The organism is Sphingomonas baiyangensis (assembly GCF_005144715.1).
Taxonomy (GTDB): Bacteria; Pseudomonadota; Alphaproteobacteria; order Sphingomonadales; family Sphingomonadaceae; genus Sphingomonas; species Sphingomonas baiyangensis.
The window spans coordinates 141,655-160,720 of the sequence record NZ_SWKR01000002.1 but is presented as its reverse complement, the minus strand read 5'-3'; the positions used below and the strand labels follow the sequence as shown (position 1 = coordinate 160,720).

The window sequence follows — 19,066 nt, the reverse complement described above, 5'->3', positions numbered from 1 at the left end:
CGGTGATTAGGCAAAGTCTGTCCCCTGCCGCCGGACGCGTCCGGCAGCCCCTTTTCAACTTCGTTTCTGTTCTTTTACGTGGTCGTCAGTATCGCCAGCTCTTCAGGTCGGCTCCGTTAGGCGCGGTCTTTTCGATCCGCTCCAGTATCTTGGGTACGTACATGCTGTTGTAGCGAAGCCGTGAGATCGCGTTGGGCAGCGTAGGGTCGCCGTTCCAGCAATGTTCGGCGCGATCGCCATATTTGACTTCGCCCTGATAGGGAGGATCGGCCTTTTTGAGGAAATCCTCCATCAGATACACGGCGTTGTTCAGATAATAATTGTCCATGTCGCCGGTGTAGATATGCAGCTTGCCCTGAAGATCAGGCGCCAGCTTCTTCCAGTCGCGCTCGAGGATGTGGCGCAGATCGTAATTCTCGCGCCAGTGCGCGGCGACCTTCGTGTCGATCACGCCGGTGCGCTTGTCCCAGATGCGCTGCGGATAGCCGTCGGCGCCCATCGGCGAGAACACCGCTTCCCACACATCATATTGCGCACCCGAACGCGTCTTGTCGCCGAGCACCAGCTCGAGCCGGCCTTCCTGCTCGACGGTGTAGGGGACGTGGCCCAGATAGTTGCGCTTGCCGGGCTTGGGTACGCGGCCGAACGGGCCGTATTTCCAGTAGCCATTCTCCTCCTCGTACAGATTGGTCGTCATGTACTGGCGGAAGTCGATCGGATCGGGGCAGGCGATGAAGGCGCCGTTATATTCCTTGGGATAGAAGATCTGGACTGCCGCGGCCTCCCAGCCGCCGGTCGAGCCGCCATAGACGAAGCGCGACCAGCCCTCGCCGATCCCGCGAAACTGCTTCTCGAGCGCGGGCAGGAATTCATAGGTGATGGCATCGCCATAGGGGCCGATATTGGCCGAGTTCACCGCATAGCTGTCGTCATAATAGGGATTGCTGTGGTCGATCTCGACGATCAGCATCCGCGGGAAGTCGTCGGACACCCATTTCTTATAGAAGTCGTACGCCTCCTGCTGCTCGATGCGGTTGTAGCAGGGCTCGCCGAAGCGGGCGTTGGGCACGCATTCGAGGTTCGGATCGGGCGGCGTGGTGCTAAAGCCGCCGAAATCGGACGGGAAATGCCCGTGAAAGATCGCGAGCGGATAGCGCGCCTCGGTACGCTTGTCGAAGTCCTTCGGCACCAGCACATGGCCGGTGATGTAGGTGTCGCGCCCCCAGAACTTCGTCAGGCTGGGGCTCTTGAACTTGAAGTGCCGGATGAACTCGCTGTCCTTCGGCTCCTCGATCGGCGGCAGCACGGTATCGAGCGTGACGGGGATGCTGCCCGCCTTCGCCGGATCGTAGCTGATCTTCACGGGCTTGCTGACGAGATTGCCCGGTTCGAGCCGCCAGTTCTGTCCCGCGCCCCGCGCGGCGGGCAGCTTCACCACCTTGCCGTTCGACAGATTGTACGTGTCGTATTTGTGCAGCACCGCCTGGACGAAATATTCGCCCTTGGGCACGCCGCTCAGGCTCTCCGAGGGGAAGCCCAGCACCTTGCTGTCGATCGTCACGCTCTCGCCGCGCTTCAGCCCGTCGATATTGATGCCCAGCACCTGCGCCGCATCATAATCGGCCGCGACCTGGAAGCGCGGCTCGGTCTCGCCCTTGGGCGTCAGGATCAAGAGCACGCGGCCGTCATAGGTCGCATCGGGCGCGCTGGCGGGCAACGTGATGCGGAAGTCCTCGCTGGTAGCGGGCGTGGACATCGTTGCGGCCAGCGCCGCGAGACTGGCATAGCCAAAGTGCCGGATACGCATCCTGTCAGTTCCCCCCGATCAGATACAGTTCGGTCTGCCGACCATCGATGTAGGTGACGCGCCTTCCGTCGAAATACGCGTCTTCCTCGGTCTTGAAGCCGATTTCCTGGCCGCCCCATTCGGGCACCGGCGCGGTGGCGCTGAGCTCGATCGACCAGGCGGTGTTGGGATGCACCTTGCCCTCGCCGCGCGGATCGGGGTTCTGGTTGTCCCAAAAGCCGATCGACGGGCCGGCGCCATGGCCGTGATAGCCGATGGGGTGCGAATAGATGCTGGGCTTGAGCCCCTGCGCGATCGCGGCGGCGCGCGCGCGCGCCAGCACGGCGTTGCCGGTATCGCCGGCGCGGAAGTTGCTCGTCAGCGCATCCTGCACGCGGTTGTTGGCGGCGAGCCCGTCGCGCAGGCCCTTGGGCGCCTGGGTTTCGCCATCCTTCAGCACATAGGCGTTCTGCTGCGTATCGGTGCTGAGGCGCAGATAAGTGATGCCGAAATCGGTCCAGAGCATGTCGCCCTTCTGGATGACGGTATCGCCGTCGAGGCTCTTGGCCTCGCCCTGCCGGCTGATCGACACCGAGGGCTGGAACCACGCGGTCAGACCCAGTGAGGCCACCTTGTCGCGATACCACCACACCACGTCGTCGGTAGTCGTCTTGCCCGGCGTGATGACCTTGTTCGAGAAGGCCTCGCCGATCATCGCATGGGCGAGCCGCACGATCTCGGGGTACATCTTCATCTCGGCGGGTGTGCGCGTCTCGAGCCAGCGGACCGCCAGCACCTCGTCGCGCACCACGCGCCGCATCAGTTCGGGGCCGAACGCCGCGCTCATCTCGTCCCACGCGCTCAGCGTCATGCCGTCGGCATAGGCGGTGAGTTTCGAGCTGTTGATGGCGACGCGCTTCGGGTTGCGCTCGCGCACGATCTCGGCAAGGCGCGTCCATTGATCGGGCTGCTTCTCGGGCACCCATGCCGGATCGAACAGCCCGCCCAAGCCATAGCGGCTGACGGTGAAACGCTCGACCGGTCGGCTATTGCCGGGATCGTGGAACACCAGGATCGTGCGCCGCCGCGCCGCCAGGCTCTCGGCATCGAGCATGGTGGCGACCACCGGCTCCTCGAAATTCTCGCGCGCGACGAGAATCCACATGTCGACGCCGCGCTCGCGCATGATCGCCGGCACGATGGTGTCGAGCCGCTCCTTGAGGATGCGGTTCTCGACCTCGGCACGCGCGCGCATGTCGAGCACCTTAGGATAGTCGGCGCGCGGCGCGCCCTGCGCCAGCGCAGGCAGCGGCAGCGGCAGCGCGACGAGCGCGGCGGCGATGAGGAAACGCGCGATCATGGCCGGCCCACCAGCATCATGCGCTCCTGCCAGCCGTCGAAATAGCGAAAGCCCTTGCCGTCATAGAAACCGTCTTCCTCGTACATGAAGCGCACCGGCTGGCCGCCCCATTCGGGCACCTTGGTGGTGGCGCTCAGCTCGATCGACCAGGCGGTGTTGGGCGAGACGACGGCATCGCCGCGCCCCGGCACGCCGCTCTGGTCCTCCCACGCGCCGATCCACGGACCAGCGCCATGGCCGTGATAGCCGATGGGGTGCGTGTAGATCGTCGCGTCGACGCCGGCGCGCTCGGTGCGCGCGCGGACGGCGCGCAGCACCTCGTTGCCCGTGCGCCCCGCCTTCAGTTCGGCCTGCACCGCCGCCTGCGCCACGCCCATCGCGGCGATACCGTCACGCAACCCCTTCGGCGCATCGCTCTCGCCCGGGCGCAGCACATAGGCCATGCGCTGCACATCGGTCTTGAGGCCGAGATACGAGATGCCGAAATCGAGGTGCAGCAGGTCGCCCGGCTGGATGATCTCCTGATTGCCCAGGCTGATATTCTGGATCGAGAAAGTGCCGATGCCTTGCCGCTGGATCGACACGCTGGGGTGGAACCAGGTGTCGAGCTTGAGTTCGGCCACGCGCTCGCGGAACCACCACACCACGTCGTTGGTGGTGGTGACGCCGGGCGTGATGACGCGATCGGACATCGCCTCGGCAATGATCGCGTGCGTGATGCGCTGGAGCGTGGGGTAGGTCGTCACCTCGGCGGGGACGCGCATCCCCAGCCAGTCGAGCGCCATGCGCTGGTGGCTGACGAAGCGGCTCGCATAATCGGCGCCGAGCGTGCGGGTCAGCGCATCGCGGTGGCTGGCGGTCAGCCCGTCGGCAAGCGGGAATTCCTCCGAGCTGTTGAGCGCGATGCTGGCGGGATTGCGCGCCTTGACGATCTCGGCGATCGCCGCCCACTGATCGGGCTGCGCCTCGGGATCCCACGACGCCTTGAAGTCGCCCACGGGATAACGCGCCACCGCCAGCCGCTCGACGCCCTGATCGCCACCGCGATCGTGGAAGATGAGCACCGTCCGCCGACGCGCACTCAGCCAGCTGCCCGGCAGCATCGTCTCGGCTACGGGGTCTTCGTTATATTCGCCCGCGATCAGGATCCACATCGCTACCTTGTCGCGACGCATCAACATCGGCACCAGCGTGTCGAGCCGCTCCTTGAGCCAGCGATCCTCGACCTTGGCGCGCTCCTCGAGCGGCCGGATGCCCGGCATCACCACCGGATCGGCCGCGAGAGCAGGCGCACCTATGCCGGCTAGCAGCGCGGCCCCCAATGCGATCTTCCAACGTCCGCCCGCAACCATGTCGATATCCCCCCGGATCTCGGCAGTTCCCTTCCGGGAATCTGTGCACTGTCATAGGGGGTTATATCGGCAACAATCCACGCGTGAAACGCATTCCCCGGCTAAGGTCGTTGCGCTCAGTGCTTTTCTACCGACATTTCAGGTCATGCGCGCGATGGGCGCTGTTTCAAGCGATCGCTACGCGATAAGCGGCACCGGTCGCGTCGCGTACCGCCTGCTCGGTGTAGCCAGGCGCGAGTTCGACGAGCCGGAGAGCGCCGGGATCGCCACGGTCGAGCGCGAACACCGCGCGATCGGTGACGACCATGTCGACGCACGCGGTGCCCGTCAGCGGCAGGCTGCAGGCCTCGACGAGCTTGGGGCTGCCGTCGCGCGACACATGCTCCATCACCACCACGACGCGGCGCACGCCCGCCACCAGATCCATCGCGCCGCCGATGCCCTTGACCATCTTGCCCGGCACCATCCAGTTGGCGATGTCGCCGGCAGCGGACACTTCCATCGCCCCCAACACCGCCATGTCGATATGCCCGCCGCGGATCATCGCGAAGCTTTCGGCCGAGCTGAAGAAGCTCGAGGTCGGCAGCGCCGTCACCGTCTCCTTGCCGGCGTTGACCAGATCGGGATCGGCCTCGCCTTCCCACGGATAGGGGCCGATGCCGAGCATGCCGTTCTCGCTCTGCAACGTCACGCGCACGCCGGGGGGGATGTGGTTGGCCACCATGGTCGGAATGCCGATGCCGAGATTGACGTAATAGCCATCGCGCAACTCGCGCGCCGCGCGCGCTGCCATCTGGTCGCGCGTCCAGCCGATCGCAGCACTCATCGCACGTCCTCCCGCACGCGTTCCTTCAGCTTCTCGATCCGTTTTTCATACGGCCCGCCGGCGAAGATGCGATCGACGAACAGCCCCGGCGTGTGGACGTGGTCGGGATCGAGGCTGCCATCGGGCACCAGTTCCTCGACCTCGGCGACGGTGAAGGCGGCCGCCGTCGCCATCTCGGGATTGAAGTTGCGCGCGGTCTTGCGGAACATGAGGTTGCCTTCGCTGTCGCCGCGCCATGCCTTGACCAGCGCCAGATCGGCAGTGAGCGCGTGCTCCATCACATAGTCGACACCGCCGAACGCCTCGACGCGCTTGCCTTCGGCAACCACGGTGCCGACGCCGGTACGCGTGAAGAAAGCGGGAATGCCCGCCCCGCCCGCGCGGATGCGCTCGGCAAGCGTGCCCTGCGGCGTCAACTCGAGCTCGAGCTTGCCCTCCAGATACAGCCGCTCGAACAGCTTGTTGTCGCCGATATAGGACGAGACCATCTTGGCGATCTGGCCGGCGGCGAGCAGGTGCCACAGCCCGTGCCCCTCGGCACCGCAATTGTTCGAGATGATCGTGAGCCCGCGCACGCCGCTGCGGCCGATCGCCTCGATCAGCCGATCGGGATTGCCCGTAAGCCCGAAGCCACCCGACATGATCGTCATGCCGTCGCGCAGCACGCCTGCCAGCGCGGCATCGGCATTCTCGCTCACCTTGCCCGTCACCATCGCTCCCCCGTTCACGCGGCCTCGATCCGCATCAATATCTCGCGCCGTCCGCTCACGCGCACGGGCAGCCAGCCCGCCAGTTCGCGGTCGAGCGCAGCGTCGCCCGTGTCGACCAGCAGGGCGTTGCCGGGCAACCCGTTGAGCTTTGCCGCCGACGCAACGATGCGCAGCCCCTCGCGGCCGACGCGGCGCACCGCCGCCGGCCCGATCGGCTGGTTGCCGCGCCCGAGCAGAAAACCCTGCCCGCCGATCACGCCCAGCACGACGCGCGCGCCCGGCATCTCGGCTACCCGCGCGACGGCATCGGCATCGACGTCGCTTGCCGCGCCCCCGGGCGTGAGCAGGTCGACGCCCAGCAGGCTCGGCGCCAGGCCCAGCCGGCGCTTCACCTCGGCCATCGTCGCGCCCGGCCCCAGGATCAGCGGGCGGCCGGCTTCCTCGCGCGCGATCCGTGCGCACGCCGCAGCCAGATCGGCGGCATCGCCTGCCCCGCCCATTCCCTTGGCGCGCTGCACCAGGTCGCCGTCGCCGGGGACGCGCAGCATGCCGTAGAGAATGGGGGCCGAGCCCGCGCCCGGATCGCCCGGCCGGTCGAGCACTTCGCGCAATTGGGCACCCGGCAGTCCGCATGTTGCCCAGCGCGCCAGCAACGTGCCCGCCGATGTTGGGCTTCGCGCGAACACCGCCGAATGCATCTTCACGCCCGCCGGCATGCCGAGCACGGGCAGTGCGTCGCCGACGCCCGCCAGCACGTCGCGCGCGGTGCCGTCGCCGCCGGCGAACAGGATGAGGTCCACCCCGGCCGACGCCATCGCTTTTGCTGCCGCAACGGTATCGCCGGCATCGCCGCGGGGCGGATCGAGCGCGAGCGGCTCGACGGCGAAGGGGAGCCGCTGCGCCAGATCGGCACCCATCATGCCGCGAGCAGGCAACAGCGTCATCCGCTCGGGCGGCACGCCGGCGGTCGCGAACAGCGCGGCCATGCGCGCCTCGGCCGGAGACGTGCCGGCGCCCGGCACCATGCCATCGCTGCCCTTGCGCCCGATCGGCCCGCCAAGGCCCGCTACCGGGTTCACCAGCAGGCCGACGCGCAGCGCGGGACAAGGCGATTGCACGTCCATCGGCGTTCGTATTACGACCATGTGTGCGATATGTCGATCATCGCACCATGATTCGATCCGATACAGGAAGGCAGCCAGCCGCGATGCGCGCCCACCCCTATATGCCCAATTCGGCCCCGGCGCTCAAAGCCGCGATCCTTGCCGAACTGGGCCTCGACGATGCCGAGCCGCTGTTCGGGCAGATCCCCGAAGACCACCGACTGCGCGAGGCGCTGCCGCTGCCGCTGCCGCCGGCGATAACGAGCGAGGTCGAGCTGTCGCGCCATCTGCGCGGCATCCTGGCGAAGAACCGGCATTGCCTCGACAATATCTCGTTCCTCGGCGGCGGCTGCTGGCAGCATCACGTGCCCGCCGTGGTCGACGAGATCGTCGGGCGCAGCGAGTTCCTAACCCCCGTCTGGGGCACGCCCTCGTCGGATCTGGGCCGCAACCAGGCATGGTTCGAGTTCACCAGCCAGTTGGGCGCGCTGCTCGGCATGGAGATGGTGGGGCTGCCCGTCTACAGCTGGGGTTGCGCGGCGGGCCACGCGATCCGCATGGCGGCGCGCATCACCGGGCGCGGCAAGGTGCTGGTGCCTGCCGAGATGTCGCCCGAGCGGCGGATGGTGGTCGACAACTACTGCGCCGCCGCGGGTGCGGGCCGCGCGATCGAGGTGGTGGCGATCGCCACCGACAGCGCGACGGGCCGGCTCGACCTCGGCGATCTCGATGCCCGCCTGGGCGCCGATGTGGCGGCGGTCTATTTCGAGAACCCCGCCTATCTCGGCATGATCGAGAGCGATGCGGCCGCCATCGTCGAGGCGGCGCACAAGGCGGGCGCGCTGGCGATTGTCGGCGTCGATCCGATCAGCCTCGGCGTCTTGTCGCCACCCAGCGACTATGGCGCCGACATTGCGGTGGGATCGACGCAGCCGCTGGGCGTCCACATGCATGGCGGCGGCGGGCTGGGCGGCTTCATCGCCTCGCGCGACGAGGCGATCTATGCGCACGAATATCCCACCCTGCTCAACTCGATGACACGCACTGCCGCGGGCGAGCGCGTGTTCGCGATGAGCCTGATGCATCAGAGCAGCTATGGCGCGCGCGAGGAAGGCAAGGACTGGACGGGTAACTCGACCTATTTGTGGGCGATTGCCAACGCCGCCTATATGGCGCTGCTGGGGCCGCTGGGCTTTCGCGAGCTCGGCGCGCTGATCCTGCGCCGCGCGCACGATGCCGCGCGGCAGATCGCCAGCGTGCCGGGCATTTCGGTTGCGCACCCGAGCGGCTTCTTCAAGGAATTCGTCGTCGATTTCGGCGGCACGGGCCAAAGCCTCGACGCGATCGACGAAGCGCTGCGTGTACGCGGCATCTTCGGGGGCATCGATCTTGGCGCCCGCCTGCCGGGGCGCGAGCATCAAGCGCTCTATTGCGTCACCGAATGTCATTCGCCGGCCGATATCGACCGGCTGGTCACCGCGCTTCGCGAGGTCTGCGCATGAGCAACCACCCGCCGCTTCGCCGCTATCATGCGCCCGTCTGGGACGAGCCGCTGGCGATGGAAATGAGCGTCGCCGGCCGGCGCGGCCAGCATTATCCGATCGTCGACGCCGACGATCTGGTGCCGGCGGCGATGCGCCGCCAGGCGCCGCCCGAGCTCCCCGAAATCTCCGAGCCCGATGTGCTGCGCCATTATCTGCGGCTGTCGCAGCAGACGATGGGGATGATGGGCATCAGCCTGTTCGGCACCTGCACGATGAAATATAATCCGCGCCTGCACGAGAAGCTGGCAGCGGGCCCGCACGTTGCCGAGATGCATCCCGAACAGCATCCCGACACGATGCAGGGGCTGCTCGAATGCGTCTGGCGGCTCGAGGATGCGTTGAAGGCCTTGTCGGGCATGGCGCGCTTCAGCTTCCAGCCGGCAGGCGGGGCCGATGCCGCCTATACGCAGGCATGCATCACGCGCGCCTATCACGCCGCGCATGGCGATGCCGATCGGCGCACGCAGATCGTCACCAGCATCCAGTCGCATCCGTGCAACCCCGCGACGGCGGCGGCGGCGGGGTTCGACATCGTGACGCTGCCGCTCGAATCGAACGGCTATCCCTCGATCCAAGCGCTGCGCGCCGCGCTGTCTGATCGCACCGCCGCCTTGTTCATCAACAATCCCGATGACATGGGCGTCTACAATCCCGAGATCCGCGACTGGGTCGATGCAGTGCACGCGGCGGGCGGGTTGTGCTTCTACGATCACGCCAATTTCAACGGCGTGATGGGCAAGATCCGCGCCGCCGATCTGGGCTTCGACGCGTGCATGTTCATGCTGCACAAGACCTTCGGCGTCCCCAAGGGCGGCGGCGGGCCGGCGGTGGGCGCCTATGGCTGCACCGAAAAGCTGGCGCCGTTCCTGCCGGGGCCGCTCGTCGCGAAGGACGGCAACGGTTTCGCGGTCGAGCCGGGCGCTGCATCGTCGATCGGGCGCGTGCGCGAATATTGGGGCAACATCCATCAGGTGATGAAGGCCTATGGCTGGGTCGCCGCGATGGGGGCCGAGGGGATCGCCGAAGCATCCGACATCTCGGTCGCCCTCAACAACTATATGGAGAAGAAGCTGCTCGCGATCCGCGGCGTCACCCGCTCGCATCCCGACCAGCCCGGCTGGCGGCTCGAGATGACGCGCTACAGCCTGGGCCAGCTATATGAGGAAACGGGTGTCGGCGGCGGCGACGTGCAGAACCGCATGGCCGATTTCGGCATCGACGCATTCTGGATGGCGCACGAGCCGTGGATCTTCCCGCACCCCTTCACCCCCGAGGCGGGCGAGATGTGGTCGCGCGAGGACATCGACTATTGGATCGCGGTGCTCGCGCATGTGTGCGACGAGGCCTATCGCGATCCCGACATGGTGAAGTCGGCGCCGCACAACCAGGCGGTGGGCAAGCTGGCGGGCGACGATCTCGACGACCCGGCAGTGTGGGCGACGACCTGGGCGGCGTGGCAGCGCAAGCATGGGGGATAAGGCGGTTCAGCCTTGTCCGTCACTCCGGCCTCGAGTCGGGGTCCCGCTTGTCTCGCCCATGGCCCGAAGTCGCGGGACCCCGGATCAAGTCCGGGGCGACGGCTACACTAACCCGTCGCGCTTGAGTTCGCCCCATACCTGATCGGCGGCGTCGCGGAACGCTTCCACCGCGCGGTCGATCTCGGCGCGCTCGATGACGAAGGGCGGCGAAAAGGCGATGCTGTCGGCGCTCGGCAGCGCGCGGCCGATGACCCCGCGATCGAGCGCGGCCTTGACCACGCGCGGCGCCACCTTGAGCGCCGGATCGAACGCTGCCGGCCCCGCGCGATCGGCCACGAACTCGACCGCGCCGATCAGCGCCTGCCCGCGCACTTCGCCGACCATCGGATGATCGCCGAACGCCGCGCGCAGCCGCTCCTGCATGTACGCGCCCACTTCGCCCGCGCGCGCGACCAGCGCATCGCTTTCGAGCAGGTCGAGATTGGCGAGCGCCGCCGCCGCGCCGATCGGGTGGCTGCTATAGGTATAGCCATGCCCGAACGGCCCGAACTTGCTGCCGCCCTCGGCCAGCACGCGCCAGACCTTCTCGGAGACCATGCAGCCCGAGAGCGGGAAATAGGCCGAGGTAAGCCCCTTGGCGACGGTCATCATGTCGGGCTTCATGCCCATGACGCTCGATCCGAACATCTGGCCCAGCCGGCCAAAGCCACAGATCACCTCGTCGGCGATGAGCAGGATGTCGTGCTTCTCGAGGATCGGCTGGATCGCGGCGAAATAGCCCTCGGGCGGCGCGATGACGCCGCCGGCGCCCTGCACCGGCTCGGCGATGAACGCGGCGATGGTGTCGGCGCCTTCGCGCGCGATCAGTGCCTCGAGATCGTCGGCGAGCTTGGCCACGAACTCGGCATCGGACAGGCCATGCCCTTCCCACAGCCGGCGCGGCGCCATCGCGTGGCGGATGAAGGGCAGCGGCAGGTCGAAGCCCGCGTGCAGCCCCGGCAGACCCGTCAGGCCGCCCGATACGATCGTCACGCCGTGATAGCCGCGCTCGCGCGCGATGATCTTCTTCTTGGCCGGGCGCCCGAGCACATTGTTGTAATACCAGGCGAGCTTGACCTGCGTGTCGTTGGCGTCCGAGCCCGAATTGCCGAAGAACACCTTCGACATCGGCACCGGCGCCATCTCGATCAGCCGGGCGGATAGCATCGCGGGCTTGTCGCTCGCCATCGAGGAGAAGGCATGGCAGTAAGACAGCGTACGCGCCTGATCGGCGATTGCGTCGGCAATCTCGGTGCGGCCATAGCCGACATTGACGCACCACAGCCCCGCCATCGCATCGACATAGTCGCGGCCGGCGGCATCGGTCAGGATCGCGCCCTTGCCACCGGTAACGACCATCGGCGGACCGTTGCGCTCGTGATCGGCAAGCGCGGTGAAGGGATGGAAGGCGAAGCGCCGGTCGAGCTCGGCGAGTTCGCCGCCATCCAGCCTGTGTCCGCCGTTAGTCAACATCGACATTTCCTCCATTCGCGCAGCGCACATCCGTCCGCGAGCTGTGCCAAGTTCGGGCGCGTTCGGCAACGGCGGCATGAAGCTCGCGGCGCATCAATCGGTGTTTTCGACGCAACAAGCATGGTTCGCATCGCGCCATTTTGTGCGATATGACGATCATGAACATTGGGGAGAGAATGATGCGGCTCGACGATTCGGCACTTTTGCAGACCCGTTGCTGGATCGATGGCGAGTGGCGCGACGCCGCCTCGGGCAAGGAAATCGCCGTCACCAATCCCTCGACCGGCGCCGTCGTCGCGCAGGTGGCATCGGGCGGCAAGGCCGAAGCCGAGGCCGCGATCGCCGCTGCCGATCGGGCACTGCCGGCATGGCGCGCGCTGACCGCCAAGGAGCGCTCGGGCATCATTCGCCGCTGGCACGACCTGATCGTCGCAGCTGCCGACGACCTTGCCGCCATCCTCACCAGCGAACAGGGTAAGCCCTTCGCCGAAGCGCGCGGCGAAATCCTCTACGGCGCCGCGTTCTTCGAATTCTATGCCGAGGAAGCCAAGCGCGTCTATGGCGAGACGCTGCCGAGCTATGCGGCCGATCGCCGCCTGCTCGCGATCCGCCAGCCGATCGGCGTGGTGGCGGCGATCACGCCGTGGAACTTCCCGATGGCGATGATCCCGCGCAAGGCCGCGCCCGCGCTCGCCGCCGGCTGCACGATGGTGCTCAAGCCAGCGAGCGCGACGCCGCTCTCGGCGCTGGCGCTGGCCGAGCTCGGCCGCCGTGCCGGGCTTCCCGACGGCGTGTTCAACGTGGTGCCCGGCAGCGCACGCGAAGTCGGCGATGCGCTGGTCGAAAGCGAGGTGGTGCGCAAGCTCACCTTCACCGGATCGACCGAAGTCGGCCGCACGCTGATGGCGGGGGCGGCGCGCACGATCAAGAAGGTGGCACTCGAGCTCGGCGGCAACGCACCGGTGATCGTGTTCGACGATGCCGATCTCGATGCCGCGATCGAAGGCACCATCGCCACCAAGTTCCGCAACATGGGCCAGACTTGCGTCTGCGCCAACCGCATCTATGTGCAGGCGGGCATCCATGATCGCTTCGCCGAGGCGCTTGCGGCGCGCGTGCGCGCGATGAAGATCGGCGACGGGTTCGAGGCCGATGTGCAGCAGGGTCCGCTCATCGACATGGCGGCGGTCGAGAAGTGCGAACAGCATATCGCCGATGCGCTGGAAAAGGGCGCGCAGGTGATCGCGGGCGGCGGGCGTCATGCGCTGGGCGGCAGCTTCTTCGAGCCGACGGTGCTAGCGGGCGCCGACGCATCGATGCTGATCGCGCGCGAGGAAACCTTCGGCCCCGTCGCGCCGATCTTCCGCTTCGAGACCGAGGACGAAGTGATCGCCGCGGCCAACGATACCGAATATGGCCTGGCCGCCTATTTCTTCACGCGCGATCATGGCCGCGTCTGGCGCGTGGGCGAGGCACTCGAATTCGGGATCGTCGGCGTGAATACCGGCGCGACTTCGTACGAAGGCGCACCATTTGGCGGCGTGAAGGCATCGGGCATCGGCCGCGAGGGCTCGCGTCACGGCATCGACGAGTTCCTCGAGCTCAAATATTTGTGCATTGCCGGCATTTCCGCGCTACCGTAATCGAAGATACGGAACAACCTGTGGAGCCTTGATGGACGGCCTCGATACTAGCGACATCAGCGATCGCGACTATGTGAACTCGCTGGCGCGCGGCCTTGAAGTCATCTGCGCCTTCACGCGCACGCGCCCCAAGATGACGCTGAGCGACATCTCGCGCGCCACGGGCATGACCCGCGCCACGGTGCGGCGCTTCATCCTGACGCTGGTGCGCGAAGGCTATGCCGACCGCGACGAGAAGCTGTTCTACCTCAAACCCAAGGTGCTCGAGCTCGGCTATTCGGCGCTGTCGTCGATGGGCATGATCGAGGTGCTCCAGCCCGCGATGAACGAGCTTGCCAAGACGCTCGAGGAATCGGTGTTCGCCGCCGTGCTGGCGGGCGAGGACGTGATCTACATCGCGCGCGCCACCTCGGCGCGACTGGTCAATGTCAGCATCTCGGTAGGCAGCCGCGCGCCGGCACATGCGGTATCGACGGGCCGCGTGCTTTACGCCAACGAGGATCCCGAACGGCTGGCGCAGTATCTCGACAAGGTGAAGCTCGAGCGGCTGACGCCCAATACCATCGTATCGAAGGTGAAGCTGCGCGCGGCGATCGAGGAAGCGCGCATCACCAACTACAGCATCGTCGACCAGGAGCTCGAGGAAGGGCTCGGCTCGATCTCGGTGCCGATCCGCTCGAGCGACGGCAAGGTGCTGGCGGCGCTCAACGTATGCTGTCCCTCGTCGCGCACGACCTTCGAGGACATGCAGCGCGTGATCCTGCCCGAACTGATGGCGACTGCGCAGCGGCTGACCGCGGCGCTTTAGGCACGGGCTGGCCGGCTACTCGCGAGCCGCATACCCATCCCCGTTCGTGCTGAGCCTGTCGAAGCACCGTTCTTTCTCCAGTCTATCGGGCAGAGAAGAACAGCACTTCGACAAGCTCAGTGCGAACGGAGGTGGGGGCGGATGAGCACGCCGCCCCTCCCCTTCACTCCCCCGCCGGCAGCGGGTCGAGCGTCCAGAACTTGCGCACCTCGTCGTCCTTGCCGGTGATCTCCCAGCGCAGCAGCGACAAGGGCAGCCGTCCGCGCGCCATGAAGTCGTCATGGAAGGCCTTGAGCACGAACTTGTCACCCAGCTGATGCTTCCGCTCGGCGAGCAGCTTGTGCATCTCGGTCATGCCGATGGTGTAGCCAAGACCATAGCCCGGCGGGCGGCGCAGATAGATTTCGGCGTCGACGCGCGCAACGTCGGCGTCGAGCCACGGCGTCCATTCGCGCCAGCGCGCCACGACTTGGTCGAGCGACGCGCGGTTGAGCTGCAAGTCGATATCGCCATTCACGCGCACTGCACGGAAGATGCCGAACAAGTCGATCAGCTCGCGGACGCGCGGAATATCCTCGAAATAGCCGAGGCGCTGCGCGCCTTCCTCGAGATACACGCCCCACCCCTCGGCGCGTACGCCATCGGTGATGTAGCGGCGGATCGGGTGGCGGTTATTGTCCTCGACCACGCCGTCGAAGCTGTGGCCAGGAATGACGGCGTGCCAGTGATCGGGGCTGGGATCGCGATACTGGATTTCCTCCCAGAAATTGCGCCCGCCCGGCCGCTCGATGAACGGCACGTTGGTCTTCAGCTTGTTGATGTAGGGCGGGATGGTGATGATGTCTTCATCGACCAGGAACTTGCGGATGCGCCGGTCGGTCTCGGCGACGCGGGCGTTATAGTCCTCGGCGGTAAGCGCGGGCTGCAATTCGGGCAGCTTGCGGTTGCGGTGCTTCTCGAGCGCATGCATCGCCCAGAGCCGCTGCGTCTCGCGGTCGCCGATCACTGCCAGCTCGGCGGCGGTGAAATCGAGCAGCTTGGCGTTCTTGAGATACCAGTCGAAATTGGCCTCGCCGACGCCCGCCGGCGCAGTCATGCTCGCGCGGTTGGTCTTGAGCCACGCCTGGAAGTCGAGCACCGCGGCGCGCGCCTTCTGGATGTCGGCGCGCAACGCCGGCTGCTGCGATGCGCGGCCGAGCAGATCGTCATACCAGCCGATCACGCCTGCCGGCGGCACCGGGCGATAGGGGTGGCCATGGCCGACGCCATCGGCATTCGACAGATTGTGCAGCGCGAGATCGGCGAAATCGCCCGGCACGTTGCGCAGGTTGCGCTTGGCGGCCTCGACCAGGATGGGGATGGCGCGCAGATTGCGGCGCGTGGCGGCTAGCGCATCGCCCGACAGCGGCAGGTTGACGAAGGTGATGCCCATCATTTGGTCGACATAGAAGCCCGGATCACGCTCCCATGGCTTCGACACGCGCAGCATGAAATCATGTTCGGCGAGCTTTGCCCGTACTGCCAGCCAGTCGGCCTGGCGGTCGCGCGGCCAGCTCGCCACGTTCATGTCGGCGGCGCGCGACAGATATTGCGCCATCTGCGCGCGGCGCTTTTCGACCGAAGCGGCGCTATAGTCGTCGAGGCTGACCTGCACCTCGGCATCGCCGAGCTCGCCGACGATCGGCGTCTGCCCCTTGAAGCGGCGGAACTCGTCGAACAGCGTCACCAGCTGCTCGTAGCTGCCGCTGCCGGCGGGCGGCGCGCCCGCCGTCTGCGGCGCGGCGAGCGCGGTCATGGGAAGCAGCAGCGCCACGATCGGCGCCACCCATTTTGCCGGCATGGTCATCGTCCCTCCTCCAAGCATTCAGAAGCGCAGCCGCGCGCCGAGATAGAATTGGCGGCCAATCACGTCATAGAGCTGCACGTTTGTGTTGGCATCACCGCCTGCCGCGAAGCCCAGGATCGGCGGCTGGTTGTCGAGGATGTTGTTCATGCCGCCGAACAGCTCGATCTCCTCGCGCAGCTGGAAGCCGAGGAACAAGTCCCAATAGGTCTCGGCCGCGACGGTGCCCGCCTGGTTGGGCGGCGACAGCGGCGAGAGCTCGACATCGTCGATATAGCGCAGCTGGTTGCGCACCGTGAGCGGCCCGCTCGAATAGGTGGCGCTCGCGAAGGCGCGGAAATCGGGAGTGATGCGCACGCTGTCGCTCGAGCAAGGCCCGCCATAGAAGCCCGCGCACTCGACCGCCGGCAGCCCTTCTAGCGGCACGTTGCTGTCCTCGAACTGCCAGGTGCCGACGATCTGGAAGGCAAGCGTGCCGGGATCGCCGCCGATGCCGAAGCGATCAAGATCGACGCGATAGTCGATCGTCGCATCGAGGCCGCGCACGCGCCGGCTGGCAATGTTGAGCAACGGCGCCGACACGCGCTCGATATTGCCCGAGTCGTTGCGCGTGATCGATGTGCAGGCAAGGCTTGCGGCATCGAGCGTCTGGAAACAGGTGTTGATGAGCTGCTGCGCGTCGACCTGCGCGATCGCATCGTCGACCTTGATGTCGAAATAGTCGATCGTCAGCGCGAAGCCGCGGAACGGCGTCAGCACCGCGCCGACGGTGAAGGTATCGGCGCTTTCCTCGGTCAGGTTTGCGTTGCCGCCCGAAAGCCGGTCGAACCCCTGGCTGCCGCCGACTTCGAGCGTGTCGATGAACTGCTGCGGCACGCCCTGCGCCAGACAGAGCTGCTTTTGCGCGGCGCTAGGCCGGTTGGCGGCGACGCACGGATCATTGCCGCCGATGAAGCCCGACGAGACGGGCGCGAACAGCTCGTTGAGGTTGGGCGCACGGATCGCGCGGCTGTAATTTCCGCGCAGCCGTGCCCAGTCGGTCACCTGCCAGTCGACCGCGCCCTTCCACGTCGTGACGCCGCCGATGGTGGAGTAATCGGCGTAGCGAATGGCGCCTTCGACTGCCAGTTCGCGGATCAGCGGCACGTCGCGCAGCAGGGGCACGCGGATTTCGCCGAATATCTCGCGCACGCTGAACTCGCCGCTGTTGACGACGGGCGGCACCGCGATCGCGGCCAGGTCGTTGCTCAGCGCCACCTCGTCGGGATTGGTCGAGAAACGGTCCTTGCGATATTCGGCGCCCAGCGCCAGCGCCACCGGCCCCGCCCACAGATCGAACAGCTCGCCCGAAAGCGCCCCGCCCAGCACGGTGCGGTCGAAGCGGTCGCGCGTGGTCGTGTCGACGCTCAGGAAATCGGCCTGTGCCTGCGTCAGCGTACCGGTGCCGAAGATATTGACCGGAATACAGCCTGACACCTCGCGGTTGCGGCATTGCGGCACGCCGCCCACCAGCACCACGTCGAGCCCTGCGGTCGTGCGCGAACGCGACAGCAGGTTCTGGCGCAGCGCGGTCACGTCGGATTGGTGATACTGGTAGAAGGCGTCCCAGTTCCAGCGCCGCTCGCCGACGTTGAAATTGCCGCGCAACCCGCCCGTCAGGCCGAAGCTGTCGGCGGTGTAGCTCACGTTGCGCGGGCCGAACTCCTCGAAGCGGCGGCCGACATTGCGCAGCGTGAACACGCCGTCGCCATCGGGATCGAAGAAGCCGCGATTGGCCGCGAAGAAGGCGCGCTGCTGATCGGTGAACAGCGGATTGGTATCGGCATTGGGGATGAGCACGGTGCCGGGGCTCTGCCCCGAGCTGCTCGGCGTCACCGCCTCGGCGGCCTGCTGAAAGCTGTTCTCCTTTCGCGTGAAGAAGAACTGGCCATAGACCTCGACATTGCTGGCGATGTCGTAATGCGCGTTGACGGCCGCCTGATAGCGCTCGAGCGGGCGCAGCAGGAAATTGGGCGCGGCATAGTTGAACTGGTCGCGCGGCCGGCAATAGGGCAGCGGCTCGCCATTCTGGCCGAAGCGGATGCCGGTATTGGCGACGGGGCACGCGCCCGAGGCGTTGTTGAGATCGGGAATGCCGTTGAGCTGCGGGATTTGCGTGGTGTTGATGCCGATCAGGCCGCCGGGGATGTTGCCCGATCCGAAGGGCTGGAACACGCCCTGCGCATCGGCGAGCAGCGGATTGGCCGAAAAGGCACGGTCGCCCATGAAGATCGCGCCACGTCGCGTGTACGAGGCATAGGCGGTGACGTTGCCGCGGCCATCGGGCGCATTCACGCCGAGCACGAGATCGGCCTTGTGGCTGATGCCGTCGCGCCGCGTCGTCTCGCCATATTGATAGCTCGCCTCGACGCCCTCGAAATCGCGCTTGAGCACGAAGTTGACTGCGCCCGCCACTGCGTCCGAACCATATACCGCCGAGGCGCCGCCGGTGATGACCTCGACACGGTCGATCAGCCGATCGGGAATCGCGGCCAGATCGACGAGGCCGGTCACGTCGCCGGGAATGAAGCGCTTGCCGTCGACGAGCACGAGCGTGCGCACCGCGCCCAGACTGCGCAGATCGACGCTCAGCACGCCGGCGCCACCCGACTGGTTCGTCGTGCTCGTATTGTCGGGCGTCAGCTGCGGGAAATTGTTGAGCGTGCTCTCGAGCGTCACGTTGCCGCTGTCCGAGATCAGTTCCTCGCCTACCGTGGTGATCGGGCTCGTCGCGACCAGATCGCGACGCACGAGGCGCGATCCGGTGACGGTGATCTCTTCGGCCTGCTCAGGTTCGGGGTCGGCAGCCGTCGGCACTTCCTGTGCGTGAAGCGGCGTGGCGCCTAGCAGCGCAGCCATCGCGGCGCCGACGAACAGGTGTCGCCGATACGTACCGGCATGACGTCCAGGCTCTTTCGCAGTCTCGTCCATATCGAACCTCGCCAAATCGATGGAGATGCACGCCACGAAACTCGGCCCGAGCCCGCGCCTTCCTGCGGAAAAGACAGCTCGCAACCAGCAGGGAAGCGACGCGCGCGGTTTCGCGCTGCGACCGACTCCGG

13 protein-coding genes are annotated in these 19,066 nt (G+C 66.6%); 4 read left to right on the top strand and 9 right to left on the bottom strand.

The window, feature by feature from the left end:
* Window positions 1-85: 85 nt before the first annotated feature.
* From FBR43_RS03805 to FBR43_RS03780, 6 genes are all read right to left on the bottom strand, one after another.
* Window positions 86-1,807, bottom strand: coding sequence for a hypothetical protein (locus FBR43_RS03805; protein ID WP_136941922.1), 1,722 nt, complete (start codon window positions 1,805-1,807; stop codon window positions 86-88).
* 4 nt (window positions 1,808-1,811) lie between these two features.
* Window positions 1,812-3,146 (bottom strand): M24 family metallopeptidase, encoded by a 1,335-nt coding sequence (locus FBR43_RS03800; protein WP_136941921.1) that lies wholly within the window; start codon window positions 3,144-3,146, stop codon window positions 1,812-1,814.
* Window positions 3,143-4,498 carry a M24 family metallopeptidase gene (locus FBR43_RS03795; RefSeq protein WP_136941920.1) on the bottom strand — a complete coding sequence of 452 codons (1,356 nt, stop codon included), beginning with the start codon at window positions 4,496-4,498 and terminating at the stop codon, window positions 3,143-3,145. The genes FBR43_RS03800 and FBR43_RS03795 overlap by 4 nt, the downstream gene beginning before the upstream one ends.
* 166 nt (window positions 4,499-4,664) lie before the next feature.
* The gene (locus FBR43_RS03790) at window positions 4,665-5,312 is read right to left on the bottom strand and encodes a 3-oxoacid CoA-transferase subunit B (RefSeq protein ID WP_136944021.1); all 648 of its coding nucleotides are present in this window, start codon (window positions 5,310-5,312) and stop codon (window positions 4,665-4,667) included.
* 8 nt (window positions 5,313-5,320) lie between these two features.
* The gene (locus tag FBR43_RS03785) at window positions 5,321-6,037 is read right to left on the bottom strand and encodes a CoA transferase subunit A (protein WP_136944020.1); all 717 of its coding nucleotides are present in this window, start codon (window positions 6,035-6,037) and stop codon (window positions 5,321-5,323) included.
* Between the two features lie 11 nt (window positions 6,038-6,048).
* Entirely contained in the window at window positions 6,049-7,179 is a 1,131-nt protein-coding gene (locus FBR43_RS03780) for an ATP-NAD kinase family protein (RefSeq protein ID WP_136941919.1), read from the bottom strand.
* Between the two features lie 62 nt (window positions 7,180-7,241).
* On the opposite strand from FBR43_RS03780, the gene gcvPA reads away from it, so the two are divergent.
* Both gcvPA and gcvPB read left to right on the top strand, forming a co-directional pair.
* Entirely contained in the window at window positions 7,242-8,639 is a 1,398-nt protein-coding gene (gene gcvPA / locus FBR43_RS03775; RefSeq protein WP_212611882.1) for an aminomethyl-transferring glycine dehydrogenase subunit GcvPA, read from the top strand.
* Complete coding sequence (gene gcvPB, locus FBR43_RS03770) at window positions 8,636-10,159, top strand: aminomethyl-transferring glycine dehydrogenase subunit GcvPB (RefSeq protein ID WP_136941918.1); 1,524 nt, start codon at window positions 8,636-8,638, stop codon at window positions 10,157-10,159. Before gcvPA ends, gcvPB begins: the two co-directional genes overlap by 4 nt.
* A 102-nt stretch (window positions 10,160-10,261) precedes the next feature.
* On the opposite strand, the gene FBR43_RS03765 is transcribed toward gcvPB, so the two are convergent.
* A complete protein-coding gene (locus tag FBR43_RS03765; protein ID WP_249276448.1) occupies window positions 10,262-11,677 on the bottom strand; it encodes an aminotransferase in 1,416 nt (471 codons plus the stop codon).
* Between the two features lie 170 nt (window positions 11,678-11,847).
* On the opposite strand from FBR43_RS03765, the gene FBR43_RS03760 reads away from it, so the two are divergent.
* Together FBR43_RS03760 and FBR43_RS03755 are read left to right on the top strand one after the other, a co-directional pair.
* Window positions 11,848-13,314, top strand: coding sequence for an NAD-dependent succinate-semialdehyde dehydrogenase (locus tag FBR43_RS03760; protein WP_249276447.1), 1,467 nt, complete (start codon window positions 11,848-11,850; stop codon window positions 13,312-13,314).
* Between the two features lie 31 nt (window positions 13,315-13,345).
* Window positions 13,346-14,122: an IclR family transcriptional regulator domain-containing protein gene (locus tag FBR43_RS03755; protein WP_136941917.1), complete on the top strand. Its 777-nt coding sequence runs from the start codon at window positions 13,346-13,348 to the stop codon at window positions 14,120-14,122.
* A 163-nt stretch (window positions 14,123-14,285) separates the two neighbouring features.
* On the opposite strand, the gene FBR43_RS03750 is transcribed toward FBR43_RS03755, so the two are convergent.
* Entirely contained in the window at window positions 14,286-15,968 is a 1,683-nt protein-coding gene (locus tag FBR43_RS03750; protein ID WP_169542478.1) for a DUF885 family protein, read from the bottom strand.
* Between the two features lie 18 nt (window positions 15,969-15,986).
* Window positions 15,987-18,863: a TonB-dependent receptor plug domain-containing protein gene (locus FBR43_RS03745; protein ID WP_169542477.1), complete on the bottom strand. Its 2,877-nt coding sequence runs from the start codon at window positions 18,861-18,863 to the stop codon at window positions 15,987-15,989.
* Between the last annotated feature and the right edge of the window lie 203 nt (window positions 18,864-19,066).